The sequence below is a fragment of the Elizabethkingia occulta genome, from assembly GCF_002023715.1.
Taxonomy (GTDB): Bacteria; Bacteroidota; Bacteroidia; order Flavobacteriales; family Weeksellaceae; genus Elizabethkingia; species Elizabethkingia occulta.
The window spans coordinates 323,512-337,614 of the sequence record NZ_MAHX01000002.1 but is presented as its reverse complement, the minus strand read 5'-3'; the positions used below and the strand labels follow the sequence as shown (position 1 = coordinate 337,614).

12 protein-coding genes are annotated in these 14,103 nt (G+C 36.8%); 7 read left to right on the top strand and 5 right to left on the bottom strand.

Annotated elements, in window-relative coordinates:
- Nucleotides 1–187 precede the first annotated feature (187 nt).
- A complete protein-coding gene (gene polA / locus BAZ10_RS01585; protein ID WP_078770528.1) occupies nucleotides 188–3,004 on the bottom strand; it encodes a DNA polymerase I in 2,817 nt (938 codons plus the stop codon).
- Between the two features lie 115 nt (nucleotides 3,005–3,119).
- On the opposite strand from polA, the gene BAZ10_RS01580 reads away from it, so the two are divergent.
- The 3 genes from BAZ10_RS01580 to BAZ10_RS01570 all read left to right on the top strand — a co-directional run bounded on the left by BAZ10_RS01580 (nucleotide 3,120) and on the right by BAZ10_RS01570 (nucleotide 5,572).
- Nucleotides 3,120–3,893 (top strand): HipA family kinase, encoded by a 774-nt coding sequence (locus BAZ10_RS01580; protein WP_078770527.1) that lies wholly within the window; start codon nucleotides 3,120–3,122, stop codon nucleotides 3,891–3,893.
- The gene (locus BAZ10_RS01575) at nucleotides 3,880–4,263 is read left to right on the top strand and encodes a DUF3037 domain-containing protein (protein ID WP_078720497.1); all 384 of its coding nucleotides are present in this window, start codon (nucleotides 3,880–3,882) and stop codon (nucleotides 4,261–4,263) included. Before BAZ10_RS01580 ends, BAZ10_RS01575 begins: the two co-directional genes overlap by 14 nt.
- A 151-nt stretch (nucleotides 4,264–4,414) precedes the next feature.
- The gene (locus BAZ10_RS01570) at nucleotides 4,415–5,572 is read left to right on the top strand and encodes a glycoside hydrolase family 27 protein (RefSeq protein WP_078770526.1); all 1,158 of its coding nucleotides are present in this window, start codon (nucleotides 4,415–4,417) and stop codon (nucleotides 5,570–5,572) included.
- A 1-nt stretch (nucleotide 5,573) separates the two neighbouring features.
- Here BAZ10_RS01570 and BAZ10_RS01565 read toward each other — a convergent pair whose 3' ends face one another.
- The 3 genes from BAZ10_RS01565 to BAZ10_RS01555 are packed head-to-tail and all read right to left on the bottom strand — an operon-like array spanning nucleotide 5,574 to nucleotide 7,970.
- On the bottom strand, nucleotides 5,574–6,662 hold the full coding sequence (locus BAZ10_RS01565) for a serine hydrolase domain-containing protein (protein ID WP_165689694.1): 1,089 nt from the start codon (nucleotides 6,660–6,662) through the stop codon (nucleotides 5,574–5,576).
- A gap of 55 nt (nucleotides 6,663–6,717) precedes the next feature.
- Nucleotides 6,718–7,485 (bottom strand): hypothetical protein, encoded by a 768-nt coding sequence (locus tag BAZ10_RS01560; protein ID WP_078770524.1) that lies wholly within the window; start codon nucleotides 7,483–7,485, stop codon nucleotides 6,718–6,720.
- A complete protein-coding gene (locus tag BAZ10_RS01555; RefSeq protein ID WP_078770523.1) occupies nucleotides 7,482–7,970 on the bottom strand; it encodes a MarR family winged helix-turn-helix transcriptional regulator in 489 nt (162 codons plus the stop codon). The genes BAZ10_RS01560 and BAZ10_RS01555 overlap by 4 nt, the downstream gene beginning before the upstream one ends.
- A gap of 233 nt (nucleotides 7,971–8,203) precedes the next feature.
- On the opposite strand from BAZ10_RS01555, the gene BAZ10_RS01550 reads away from it, so the two are divergent.
- Complete coding sequence (locus BAZ10_RS01550; protein WP_078770522.1) at nucleotides 8,204–9,544, top strand: M28 family metallopeptidase; 1,341 nt, start codon at nucleotides 8,204–8,206, stop codon at nucleotides 9,542–9,544.
- 52 nt (nucleotides 9,545–9,596) lie between these two features.
- Here the strand turns inward: BAZ10_RS01550 and BAZ10_RS01545 are convergent, their stop codons facing one another.
- Nucleotides 9,597–11,915 carry an ATP-dependent helicase gene (locus BAZ10_RS01545; protein WP_078770521.1) on the bottom strand — a complete coding sequence of 773 codons (2,319 nt, stop codon included), beginning with the start codon at nucleotides 11,913–11,915 and terminating at the stop codon, nucleotides 9,597–9,599.
- A gap of 134 nt (nucleotides 11,916–12,049) precedes the next feature.
- Between BAZ10_RS01545 and BAZ10_RS01540 the strand changes: the two genes are divergently transcribed.
- Genes BAZ10_RS01540 through BAZ10_RS01530 form a run of 3 tightly spaced genes read left to right on the top strand, consistent with a single transcriptional unit; the run spans nucleotide 12,050 to nucleotide 14,089 of the window.
- Entirely contained in the window at nucleotides 12,050–12,751 is a 702-nt protein-coding gene (locus tag BAZ10_RS01540) for a hypothetical protein (RefSeq protein WP_078770520.1), read from the top strand.
- Between the two features lie 54 nt (nucleotides 12,752–12,805).
- Entirely contained in the window at nucleotides 12,806–13,492 is a 687-nt protein-coding gene (locus BAZ10_RS01535; protein ID WP_317043637.1) for a DUF2071 domain-containing protein, read from the top strand.
- Between the two features lie 30 nt (nucleotides 13,493–13,522).
- Nucleotides 13,523–14,089 carry a cysteine hydrolase family protein gene (locus BAZ10_RS01530; RefSeq protein ID WP_078770519.1) on the top strand — a complete coding sequence of 189 codons (567 nt, stop codon included), beginning with the start codon at nucleotides 13,523–13,525 and terminating at the stop codon, nucleotides 14,087–14,089.
- Nucleotides 14,090–14,103 lie beyond the last annotated feature (14 nt).

The window sequence follows — 14,103 nt, the reverse complement described above, 5'->3', positions numbered from 1 at the left end:
CGCAGATAATGTTCCTCCGGAACTTACTATTTATCTTCCTCTTAAATAAACTCTTATCATCAATAATAAGATAATTATAATAAAGAATGGTTCCTAAAGGAACCATATCTCTGTAGATTATGATTATTAATGCCTTCGGCGTTCCGGAGGAACGCTATCTCATTATCCCTATATATTGGGATTACGATTAATGTGCTTCCAGCCAGTTATCTCCAACTCCAACTTCTACCACCAACGGCACTTTTGTAGGATATGCGCTTTCCATTTCGGTTTTGATAAGCTTTGATGCTTTTTCAATCTCACTTATCGGAGATTCAAACACCAATTCGTCATGTACCTGAAGAAGCATTTTGGCATTCATTTTCTTTTCATCCAACTGTTGATCAATTCTGATCATTGCCAGTTTTATAATATCAGCAGCACTTCCCTGTATTGGTGCGTTTACAGCATTACGCTCTGCATGCCCACGTACAACAAAATTATTGGAGTTGATATCGGTAAGGTGTCGTTTTCTACCTAGAATAGTTTCTACATAACCTAGATCACGTGCTTTCTTCACCTGCTCGTCCATATACTCACGGAGTCTCGGATAAGTCTCATAGTAAGCATCAATCATCGCTTTTGCTTCTGAACGGGAAAGTCCGGTTTGCTCTGCCAATGCAAAAGCTCCCTGACCATATATAATTCCGAAATTTACAGTTTTTGCCTGACTCCTTTGTATTTTAGATACTTCTTCAATTGGGATTTTAAATAGCTTAGCCGCCGTAGAAGCATGAATGTCTGCTCCCTGATTAAAAGCTTCCAGCATGTTATTCTCTCCACTTATCTCAGCAATTAGTCTCAATTCTATCTGAGAATAATCGGCAGAAATCAGCTTTTTCCCTTCTCCGGCAACGAAAGCACCACGAATTTGCTGACCACGGAGTGTACGGATCGGAATATTCTGTAGGTTAGGATTAACGCTTGCTAGACGTCCGGTAGCAGCAGTAGTCTGTGAGAAATTGGTATGTACTCTGTTGTCAAAGGCATCAATCTGTGTAGGTAAAGCATCTACATAGGTAGATTTCAGTTTTTGCAGCTGACGGTATTCTAATATATGTTTAATAATTTCATGCTTAGAAGCCAGTTTTTGCAGGATATCTTCAGAAGTTGCATATTGTCCGGTTTTGGTTTTCTTTGCCTTTGGATCAAGCTGCATTTTATCAAACAAAATATCCCCTAACTGACGCGGAGAGTTCATATTAAACTCTTCACCGGAAAGTTCAAATATTTCCTGCTCCAATTTCTTAAGGTCGCTTTCCAAATCTATACTTTCCTGCGCCAGCCAATCTTTATCCAACGAAACTCCGGCAAGCTCCATACGTGCTAAAACATTTACCAACGGCATTTCCACCTCGGTAAAAAGTTTCTCCAGGTTTTCGGATTTCAACTGCGGGGCAAACAACTCATATAACTGGAAAGTAACATCTGCATCTTCTGCTGCATAAGCTGTTTGTTCAGCTACGCTCACATCTCTTAATGTGCCTTGTTTTTTACCTTTTTTCCCGATTAAAGTTTCAATAGAGACCGGTATATAATCCAGATACATTTCGGACAGATAGTCCATACCATGACGTCCGTCCGGACTTAGCAGGTAATGAGCTATCATTGTATCAAAAAGTTTTCCCTTCACCTCAACACCTTGCTGGTGAAGTACTTTATAGTCAAACTTTAGATTATGGGCGATTTTTATCTGGTCTTCTTTTTCGAAAACCGGACGCATAATATCCAAAAGAACTTGCGCTTCCTGCTTATCTTCCGGCATCGGAATATAATAAGCCAAGCCTTTTTTATAAGAGAAAGAAACACCAATTAGCTGTGCTTCCAACTCATTCAAGGAAGTAGTTTCTGTATCGAAGGCTAATGCAGGTTTTTCCAAAAGATTTCTCACCAATACCGAAAGCGCTTTTGGCGAATCTACATACTGATATAAATGGTCGTTGGTTTTAATATCTTTTTTAGAAGAGGTTGCTGCATCCAGCTCGTCAAAACTTGAGAATAAATTAAGCTGCTCTGCCTGTGGTGAAACTTTCTTCACAGTCTCTTCAGCTGTTGCCTGTACCGGTTCTCCTTTCGGAGCAAAAGCACGGTACATATTTTCGTATAATCTACGGAACTCCAGTTCCTCAAATATTTCTTTTACTTTTTCAAAATCAGGTGCTTCCAGATCGTATTGCTCCTGATGGAAATCTATTGGAGCATCGATCATAATAGTCGCCAATTTTTTGGAGAGTATACCTCTTTCCGCACTTGCTTCTACTTTTTCTTTCAGCTTTCCTTTCAGATCAGCTGTATTTGCCAAAAGATTTTCTATGCTACCATAATCCTGCAGGAACTTTTTAGCTGTTTTTTCACCAACACCTTCCAGTCCCGGGATATTATCTACACTATCCCCCATCATTGCCAGGAAGTCAATTACCTGCTTAGGATCCTGAATATCGTACTTTGCTTTTACTTCTTCTACACCCAGAATTTCGATGTCTCCACCTTTCATTCCGGGCTTGTATATTTTCACATGATCTGTTACAAGCTGGGCAAAATCCTTGTCCGGTGTCACCATGTATACATTATAGCCTTCTTTCTCTGCTTTATAAGAAAGTGTACCTATAACATCATCGGCTTCATAACCTTCTACCCCAAGAATAGGAATATGCATCGCTTCCAGAATCTGATGGATGTACGGAACTGCTATTTTAATAGCCTCCGGTGTTTCGGAACGATTGGCTTTGTATTCTTCAAAGTCATCATGACGCAGGGTTTTACCACCCACATCAAATACAACAGCAAGATGTGTTGGTTTTTCTCTTTTTATAAGCTCTATTAATGAATTGGTAAATCCAAAGATTGCAGAGGTATTCATCCCCTTGCTTGTTAATCTCGGACTTCTGATTAATGCATAATATCCACGGAAAATCATTGCGTAGGCATCGATAAGAAAGAGCCTTTTGTCTTGTGTTACATCCATAAAACAAAGATAGGAAATAGTTGTTAGTTAGCAGTTGTCAGTTAATAGTTATGAACTAAATAATTAACAATTAACCATTAATTAACTGTAGACTAAAAAGAACTATTTTTGTATCATGTTAGATATAAGGACTGTTACCGTAATGCGCTATATTCTGCCACTACGGGAAGGCGGCTCTCTTCCTGCACTGGCAGAAGCCGATGATGATTTTAAATATGTACTGAAATTCCGTGGTGCCGGCCATGGAGTAAAGATGCTGATTTCCGAATTACTGGGTGGAAAAATAACAGAGATACTGGGATTAAAGATTCCGGAGCTTGTATTTGTAAATCTGGATGCTGATTTCGGGAGAAGTGAGGGTGACGAAGAAATTCAGGATCTTCTAAAGGCTAGTGAAGGCCTTAATCTTGGCCTGCATTTTCTTTCAGGTGCTATTGCTTATGATTCTACTATAAAAACAGATCCGCTTCTGGCTTCCAAAATTGTTTGGCTGGATGCATTTATCACTAATATAGACCGTACATTTAAAAATACAAATCTATTGATGTGGCATAAGGAGCTATGGATAATAGACAATGGTGCTTCTTTTTATTTTCACCACTCCTGGCAGAATTTTGATGCTGCAGCCAAAACACCATTTAAATACGTAAAAGATCACGTTTTACTTCCACAGGCATCTATGCTGGATGAGGCTGATCAGTTTGCTAAAGAAAAACTGAACGATGCTATTTTCAGGGAAATTGTAAATCTTATCCCTGAAGATTGGTTACACTGGAATGATGCCGACGAAACTCCGGAAGAGATAAGAGAAGTTTACTTCCAGTTCCTGAGAACCCGACTAGAAAATTCTGAAATCTTTGTAAATGAAGCTAAAAATGCAAGAGGATAAAATATACGAATACGCAGTAATACGCTTAGTGCCAAAGGTTGAGAGAGAGGAATTTTTCAACATCGGACTGGTCATGTTCTCCAAGAAAGAAAAATACATTCGTGTGGAGTTTCATCTCTGTCCGGACAAGTTTGCTTTAATGCACAGTAAACTGGATTACGAAGATATTACTCAGAATCTGATCAGTTTTCAGAATATTGCTAAGGGTGACAAAAGCGGAGGTCCTATTGCTTTATTGGAGATACCAGAACGCTTCCGCTGGCTTACAGCTGTAAGGAGTGCTGTTGTTCAGACCTCTCGTCCTCATCCCGGAAAGAGTAAAGATCTGGATAAGACTTTTGATAAACTCTTTGAAGAACTGGTGAAGTAAAAAATTCACCTTTATATTTATAATCCTTGTTGTGGTACAAAATCCAACAAGGATTTTTTACTTGCACAATATCATATATATTATTCTTATTTTCAAATGTTTATATTTAAATTTATAATAAAATCATTATTTTTACTAAAAACTAATTAACATGAATACACAAATCAGAAAAACAGTCTGCTCTTTAGCATTATTTACTGTAACATTGCTGTTTTCTCAAAAAGTCAAACCTCCTGTTATGGGATGGAGTAGCTGGAATAATTACCGCATAAATATTAATGAAAAGCTAATTAAAGAGCAAGCTGACGCCATGGTCTCGTCTGGATTATATGAGGCAGGCTACAGATATATCAATATAGATGATGGTTATTTTGGTGGCAGAGATGAAAAAGGAAACTTGATTATCGACAATAAAAAATTCCCGTCCGGTATGAAGAGTCTTGCTGCGTATATTCACAGTAAAGGACTAAAAGCCGGGATTTACTCAGATGCCGGAAAAAATACTTGTGGCTCAATCTGGGATAATGACAAACAAGGTTTTGGTGTAGGCTTATATGGTCATTTGGATCGGGATGCTGACTTGTTCTTCAAAGAATGGAAATATGATTTTATAAAAGTCGATTGGTGCGGTGGTGAGCAAATGAAACTAAATGAACAAGAAGAATACACCAAGATCATTAATAAAGTAAAGTCTATCGATCCTGATATTGTTTTCAACGTTTGCCGTTGGCAGTTTCCGGGAGAATGGGCTATTAAAATTGCTGATTCATGGAGAGTTTCAGGAGATATTAGCGCAAAGTTTTCCTCCATTCTGCATATTATAGATCTTAATAAAAATCTCTATCCTTACGCTTCTGCAGGACATTATAATGATATGGATATGCTTCAGGTAGGACGAGGGATGAGTTATGATGAAGACAAAACACATTTTTCCATGTGGGCTTTATTGAATTCGCCATTGCTAGCAGGCAATGACCTTCGGTCGATGTCCAAAGCTACTATCGAAATTCTTACCAACAAAGAAATTATTGCACTGAATCAGGACACAGCTTTCAAACAAGCCCAAAACATTATCACTGACGGAAATATAGAAGTTTGGCAGAAGATGCTGGCTAAAGGCCAAAGAGCAATAGCGATTATGAATCGTGGCGACCAGGAAATTAATTACACTTTAAGCGCTTCCAAACTGGGATTAAATCAAAATACGAAAATCAGAGATTTATGGCTTCACAAAAATCTGGGGAAATACGTTGAACAGCAAACTTTCAAAATACCTCAACATGGTATCATTGTCTTGAAAACCTATTAATTTAATCTTTTTTCAATTTCTTAAGTCTGTCAATAATCTTATTTGATAGTTCATTAAGATCACGCTGTGAATCGTTTGTATAAATATTAGTTACCATAAATAACCCTGTCTTTTGATTTGGATAAAGGGCAATCCATGAGGAGTGCCCTAATGTTCCTCCACTATGGTATAGCATTTTGTAATCCTGATTATAGTTATATGTATTCCATGCATAAGCTCTCCCATTCTGCATATTTCCTTTCAGTAGATTCATAGATTGAATAATTACCGGATCATCGTTTTCTAAATACATTCTGATATAGTTAAGCATAGAACTGGTGGAAGATTTCAAACCACCTGCATATTGATACCCATTGTTTATTAATGGCATCAACTTCTTCTCGCTATTTTTACCGATAGATAATCTTTTTTCCAAAACCTTCTCTATCGTAAAATAGGTTTCCTGTTCATCTGATCTGGAGAAAATGTATTTTTCTAATAATGCTTTGTATGGAAGCTTGTATGTGTTTTCCAGAATATATCCAACTAACTGGACACCTGCATTAGAATAATTGTACTTCTCATGTGAGTTATCCTTGAGTTTTATCTCCTTCAGAGCCTGAAAAAAAGCTATGCTTGAAAAAGATTTAAAACAGGATAACTGTTCTTCAATTTTCTGTCCAAAGCCTATACAATTAATATTCATAGGAAGTCCTGATGTATGAGTAATAAGGTGTCGCAGTGTTATTGGCTCTCCATTGCTCATAATCAAATTAGGATACGAACCTTCAATATAAGTTCTGATATCTTCATCCAGATTAACTTTCTTATCATAAACTGCCTGAGACAATAATAAACCTGTATAAGTTTTTGTAATAGATCCTATTTCAAACAATGTATTAGTATCCGGTTTTTTACCATTACTTAGCTTACCATAATGAAACTGAAATGTTTTCCCCCGAATATATAAAGCTCCGGAAATCATTTCATAACCAGATGATTTCATTAATTCGGCAACCTCCTGTGATACAATTATTTCAACAGAATCCTGAATAAGCTTATGTATTTTAGTTTCAAAACGTACCGAAGCACCTAAAAAGCTAATACTCAATAACAATATAGTATTTAAAAACAGAACTATTTTTCGCCTAAACACTGATTGTTTATTATTCATAAACCACATAATTTACCTTATCTACTCCGGTATTACCTGTCTTTTCATGGTAAGCGTACAACGTTAGCTCATAATTTCCGGGAACGTTAATCATATCTTCTCCTTCGAAAAGGTTTGTTGATATCCATGACATTTTGATATCCTTTACATATTTCCCGTCTTTTTTTAAGATTCCTTTTACTTCAATCTCTTCAGAATCCCAAACGCCACCTTTATCAATAACACACCCACACATCATTACAATATTTGCCTGGAACTGAAACGGTTTATCTTTTATTGTTTTCAACGGTATATACTGATGTGTTCTGGGCTTTAGTATATCAATAATGTATCCCGGAATTTCCAGTATAATCCCGTCGCCTAAAATATCTTTCCCAGGAATTACCCATAATTCGGTGCTTACCTTTGCCTGAGCCTGTTTGTTGTTAAATGGAGAAATTACTTCTACCGTTACAAAAGTAGGTTCGCTAATATCGATGTTTGCTGTAAACCCTGCGGTCTGGGCATCGGTAATAGAGGCACCTCTTGCTTTGGTATTTTTCATTATTAAATCTGTATTTCCCGTCCCGCCTGTAGTTTTTCCTTCAGCAAGTATTTTCTGGCTTATCTTATCCCTTACAATAATGTAAGCACCTCCAAGCGAACTTCCGATAAATTTTGCATCTCTGGCTTTTGCCCTTATCATGATTTTGGTTGGCGTGGCAGAAACCAGCATTATATTAGCACACAACAATGTGGCTAAAAAAATAAATGTTCTCATGTGTTTAGTGATTTTTGATATTCTTGTTTAAATCTGTTATAAAAGGAATTAACTTTTAGCTCTGCATCAATCGCATCCAGATAAGAGAAAATACCCAAGTCATCCGAAAGAAGCTTTAAGATTGCACTTTCGCAACTTTGCCAGATTAGTTCTAATTCGGGTAATATTTCAGTTGCTTTGGGCGATAAGGATACCAGTTGTTTCCGTTTATCATCCTTATCTTTTTGGATATGTAAATAATCCTTTTCTGACATTTTTTTTACAATAACAACTACTGACGGATGCGAATAACCTAAAGATTCTGCAATATCTGCAATTGAGATCTCTCCTTTATTCTGTAGTAACATAAAAATAAGATACCAGTTAGGCTCTATATCTATATCAATTTCTTTGTATAGTTTCCTTACATCATGCGACATCCGATCACTAATTCTCTTAAGTCTGCTGTCGAATGCCTTATATCCTAATGTTTTAATAAAATCCATTCTCTGTATTATTTATAACAAATATAATAAAAATATGAAGCTAACTATATAGTCAACTTCATATTTAAATAAAAATGAAAATTATTATCCTAAAGACTTTTGATGATTTTCTTTAATATCCTGGCAGAACATATAGTTTATATGTGAAAATTTATTTTTCTTTGTAATGTTTCTTTATGAAGTATATATTCTATACTTCTACCCGATACTACTCAATTTGCTAATATCTGATCATGAAAAAACTAATACTCTCTATTATTTTTGTTCCTGCTGCATTTTCTGCCCAACAGGTTATTTCTAAAGATGCCGAAATTGCCAATTACGTCTCACAGGTAAGTACAGATTCTCTAAAGTCTCATATCAATAAGCTGGTAGGTTTCGGAACCCGACATACCATGAGTTCTGTAACGGATCCCAAGAGAGGAATCGGTGCTGCCAGAACCTGGGTTTTGAGAAAGTTTAAAGATTATGCCAGAAGTACAGATGGCAGAATGGAAGTATTTCTACAAAATCAGATAATACAACCAGATGGTAAAAGGATTGATAAACCAACAGATTTAGGAAATCCTGTTGCTATTCTACACGGAACAGATCCTAGTGATAAGCGGATTTTCATGATTAGCGGACATCTGGATTCACGTGTAAGCGATGTAATGAATTCAAAAGACAATGCTCCGGGGGCTAACGATGATGGCAGTGGTACTGCAGCAGTAATAGAAAGTGCAAGAATCCTGAGTAAATCCAAATTTCCGGCAACTATAATATTTGTTGCTTTTTCCGGAGAGGAACAAGGCTTATTAGGATCTAAAATGATGGCTGAAAAGGTTAAAAATGAGAACTGGCAACTGGAAGCACTTCTGAATAATGATATGATTTCTAATAACCTGACCAGCGAAACCAACCTGGTTAATGCACACCAGTTGAGAGTATTTTCTGAGGGCTTACCGCAATATGAGTTGGATAAAAAAGCCCAGAGAATCAGAAGCCTTGGTTTGGAAAATGACGGCGATGCCCGACAACTGGCAAGATATATAAAAGAAACGGGTGAACGTTATGTAGATAATCTCCAGGTAAAACTTATATATAGAAATGACAGATTTCTAAGAGGAGGTGATCACTCTCCCTTTGTAGAAAGAGGCTATTCCGCTGTAAGGCTTACTGAATACAATGAAAATTTCGACCATCAGCATCAGGATATCCGCAAGGAAAACGGAAAACAATACGGAGATTTACCCGAGTTTATTGATTTCGATTACTTCAAAAAGAATGTAGGAGTAAATGTTTCTGTATTGGCTAATCTGGCAAAATCACCCTCAAAACCTGAGAATGTAAAAATGGAAGTAAAAGAACTCACCAATTATACTTCGCTTTCCTGGGAGAAGCCTAAATCGGGTGAAGTAACCGGATATTATGTTTTAATGCGTGAAACAGATTCTTCGGTATGGCAAAAGAAATTTTTCACAAAAGAAACATTTATAAAATTGCCGTATTCTAAAGATAATTGTTTCTTTGCCGTTCAGGCAGTAAACAGCACCGGCAACCAAAGCTTGATCGTTATTCCTGGTGTAAAATAAAAATAGCCTGTCAGATCAAATTTGACAGGCTATTTTTTATCTCTAAATTCTCTTAGGAAATTTTCGTCAGCTTTGCGAATTTCAGAATCAGGTTTTTCTCACCTTCATGCTGGAACAATACTTTTGCTTTTATATTTTGCGGATCGGTTCCGTCCAGGAAGACAACTTCTCCCACTCCAAAACGGTCATGTCGTACCATATTCCCTACTTCAATATGATCTGTAGTTCCACCAGATGGATTGTTAATTTGAGCAGAAGCTACAGGTTTCAGGTTTTTAGGTGTTAAAGCCGGAGAAGGCGTTAACTTCTTCGGAGTATCTTTCTTCACCAGGCGTGGAGGTGGTGCATCGTCAAAAAGACTAGAGGTAAGTCCTGAAGAATTTCTGAATCGTGTATCAGTTGCCGGATTAAGGAAATCCAGATACATTGTATCTACTTCGCTCAAGAAACGGCTTGGTTCGGAATCTGTAATTTTACCCCACTGAAAACGGGAAACTGCATACGAAAATATAGCCTGTTTTTCAGCTCTTGTAAGCGCTACATAAAATAAACGTCTTTCTTCTTCCAACTCTTCTCGGGTGTTAGCACTCATAAACGAAGGGAAAAGATTCTCTTCCAGCCCTACAATATGTACCACTGGAAATTCCAAACCTTTTGACAAGTGAATGGTCATTAAGGAGACTTTATTGTTGTCATCGTCTTTATCCTGAGTATCTGTAGAAAGTGCAATATTTTCAAGGAAATTAGAAAGGCCGGGATCACCGTCTTCTAATTGTTGTTGCTCTTCAATAAATCCTTGTAAGGAGTTCATTAATTCCTGAATATTCTCCATACGGGAAACACCTTCGGGAGTCTGATCGTCCTTTAGTAGCTTTAGTAGTCCGCTCTTCTGTGCAACATCCATAGCCACCTGATAAACGGTTTCTGTCTTCATCATCACCTGAAAGGCTTTGATCATATTCCAGAATTCTGAAAGCTTGTTGAGTGTACCTGCATTAAACCCTGTCTGTGGCCCATACATCTGAAGGTTATTCAGTAATTCAGCCATCGAAATATTCAGTTGATCGGCAGTAACAATTAGTTTATTCTGCGTTGTTTCACCGATACCTCTTGTTGGATAATTGATAATACGAAGCAAAGCTTCCTGATCGTTTTCATTAACCAGAAGTCTTAAATAAGCAATCAAATCTTTGATTTCTTTTCTCTGGTAGAATGAAAGTCCACCATATACTTTATACGGAATGTTCTTTCTTCTCAATGCATCTTCAAATGCACGAGTCTGAGAGTTGGTTCTATATAGAATTGCAAAATCACTGTATTTACGCTGATTTCGCATACTGTTTTCCAAGATCTGTGCAGCAACGAAGTTGGCTTCATCTGCATCGGAGAGACTCCGGTAAACCTGTATTTTATCTCCGGGTTCATTTTCACTGAAAACATTTTTCTTAAACTGCTGCTGATTTTTAGCAATAACATCATTTGCAGCGTTTACAATATTCTGCGTAGAACGGTAATTCTGTTCCAGAGAAACAGTAATCGCATCCGGATAATCTTTTTTAAAGTTCAGAATGTTGTAGATATTTGCACCACGGAATGCATAGATGGACTGTGCATCATCTCCTACCACACACAAATTCTCGAATTTAGAAGCCAATGCTTTTACAATAAGATACTGGGAATGGTTGGTATCCTGGTACTCATCTACCAATATGTAACGGAATCTGTCCTGATATTTTGCCAGCACTTCCGGAAACCTGGTTAGAAGCTCGTTGGTACGTAACAACAAATCATCAAAATCCATTGCACCGGACTTGTAGCAGGTTTCAACATACTTCCGGTAAATTTCACCTAACAGCTTCATATTAGCCATTGCATCAGCTTCCATCAGTTCCGGATTGTTGAAATAGGCATTTACTGTAATCAGATTGTTTTTATACTGAGAAATTCGGTTCAGTACTTTTTTCGGTTTATACAGATCTGAATCGATAGACATTTCTTTCAGCACTTTTTTTATAACATTCAGTGCATCCTGACTGTCATAAATTGTAAAATTAGATGGAAATCCAAGGTAATGTGCTTCCATACGGAGTATTCTGGCAAATATGGAGTGAAATGTTCCCATCCATATACTTTTAGCATCGCTATCTCCCACTACCCTTGCAATACGCTCTTTCATCTCTCGTGCTGCTTTATTGGTAAAGGTTAGTGCCAGAATATTGAAAGGATCTACACCATTTTGTATAAGATGAGCAATACGCATGGTAAGTACTCTGGTTTTTCCGGAACCCGCTCCCGCTAATACCATCAATGGTCCCTGGATAGTTGTTACCGCTTCGTATTGTGATTCATTAAGTCCTTTCAGATAATCCATTCCGTGTCTACAATTTTTAGGAATACAAATTTAAGGAAAAGTTTTGGCAGTTGGAATTCAACAAATTTAATTCGTAAGTACCTCTATACTATATCTATACTGAAAAAATATATACATTTGTAAAAACAGCAGATATGGAAATTAACAGAGACCTTATCCGTGAAGCCATGAAAGAAGGCTATTCTTTCTACCAGATGAATGGTAAACTGGTAATCCGCCGGGCAGGCGGTTTCAAAAAAGGCGATCTTAAAAACGATCCCAAATACAGTAAAGTTACCCAGAATGCCTCGGAATTCGGAAGATGTTCCCGCATGGGAAAACTTTTACGGACGGCTCTGGAAAATGAACTGAAAAATATACAGGATAAAAATATCCACCGCCGGGTTGCTAAATTGCTGTATGATATTATGAAACATGATCCGGAATCTCAGCCAGGAAAGAAAACTACTGAAAAAGGATTGTTGAATAACGAAGGATTAGCCCTAATGAAAGGATTTCAATGGAATGAGCACGATGCATCAGCCATTTCTTTTGATCCGGAAAAACATAGTCTGGAATTTGTTGTCTTTCCAAAAAATGCTGTACAATTCAGTGCTGAATGGAAAAATATTGATACCGATATGGAACAGAGTACTTTTCAGGTTACTGAGCAGATGCTAAAAATACAACCACTGGATCAGAAGAAAAAATACAGTTTTAAAAAGCGACAGGAACATCCACAAAATCTAATGCAGTTTCTCATTATACATTTCTTTGATAAAACCGGAACAGAAATTCCACAAAGCTGTCACATTGAATATATTGAAGCAAAAAGTTTTATACAAAGTTTATTCTAACTCCATAAATTTTAATTTTATTCTGAATGAAAATACCAACTATTCACGGCATTTATAGAAAGAAGAATTCTCGCAAATTATACTGCTGATCCGGAGTACGTACACAAAATACTACCAAAACCTTTCAGACCTAAGCTATATAACGGGAAAGCTATAGTTGGAATCTGCTTAATAAGATTAAAAAACATAAAGCCTAAAGGGTTTCCCGATATTATAGGAGTAAATTCGGAAAATGGAGCTCACCGAATTGCTGTGGAATGGGAGGAAGATAATGTAACTAAGGAAGGTGTTTATATTCCACGCAGAGATACCTCGCTTAGGTTAAACTCTCTTATCGGTGGAAAAATATTTCCCAGAAAGCATTATCTGGCCAAATTTAATGTCGATGAAAAGGACAATCATTATCATTTAGACTTTGTAAGCTCTGATCATACAACTATTGAAATAGATGCAAAATTATCGGACAAACTGAATAAAGATTCTATTTTTAAAACTATTGATAATGTCTCTGACTTTTTTAAAAAGGGCTCTGCAGGCTACTCTCCTAATGGTAATGATTTTGAAGGTTTAAAACTGGAAACCTATAAATGGGAAGTAAAACCTTTGGAAGTCATAAATATTAGGTCAAGTTTTTTTGAGGACAGAAACATTTTCCCGGAGGGAACAATACAATTTGATAATGCACTTCTGATGGAGAACATAGAACATGAATGGAAATCTCTTCCATCAATTAACCATTGATTGTAAATAAAATCTACTTAAAATTATTACATGAAATTACGGGAAAAGAAACCAGCTCTTATTTTAATCGATATTCAAAAAGGATTTCTGGATGAAGAATACTGGGGAGGCAACAGAAATAATAAAAATGCCGAAGAGATAAGTGGTACAATCCTGAACAAATGGCGGGAACTGAATCTACCTATATTCCATATCCGACATAGTTCTGTAAATCCTAATTCAAAATTACATGAATCAAATCCCGGGTTTGAGTTCAATGAATATGTTCTACCTATAGATAATGAACCTGTTATTACAAAAGAAGTGAACAGTGCTTTTATAGGAACGGATCTGAAAGAAAGACTGGACAAAGCGGGAATAAATACGCTGGTGATTGCAGGTATTACCACCAACCATTGCGTATCTACCACAACAAGAATGGCTGGTAACTATGGATATGAAACTTATTTAATATCCGATGCTACTGCAACCTTCAACAGAACAGGAATTAATGGTGAAAAATATGATTCAGAATTAATCCATCTAACAGCTCTTGCCAATCTGAATGACGAATTTGCTACAGTATGGAGTTCTGATAAATTACTGAATAATCTATAGAAAAATACTTTCAA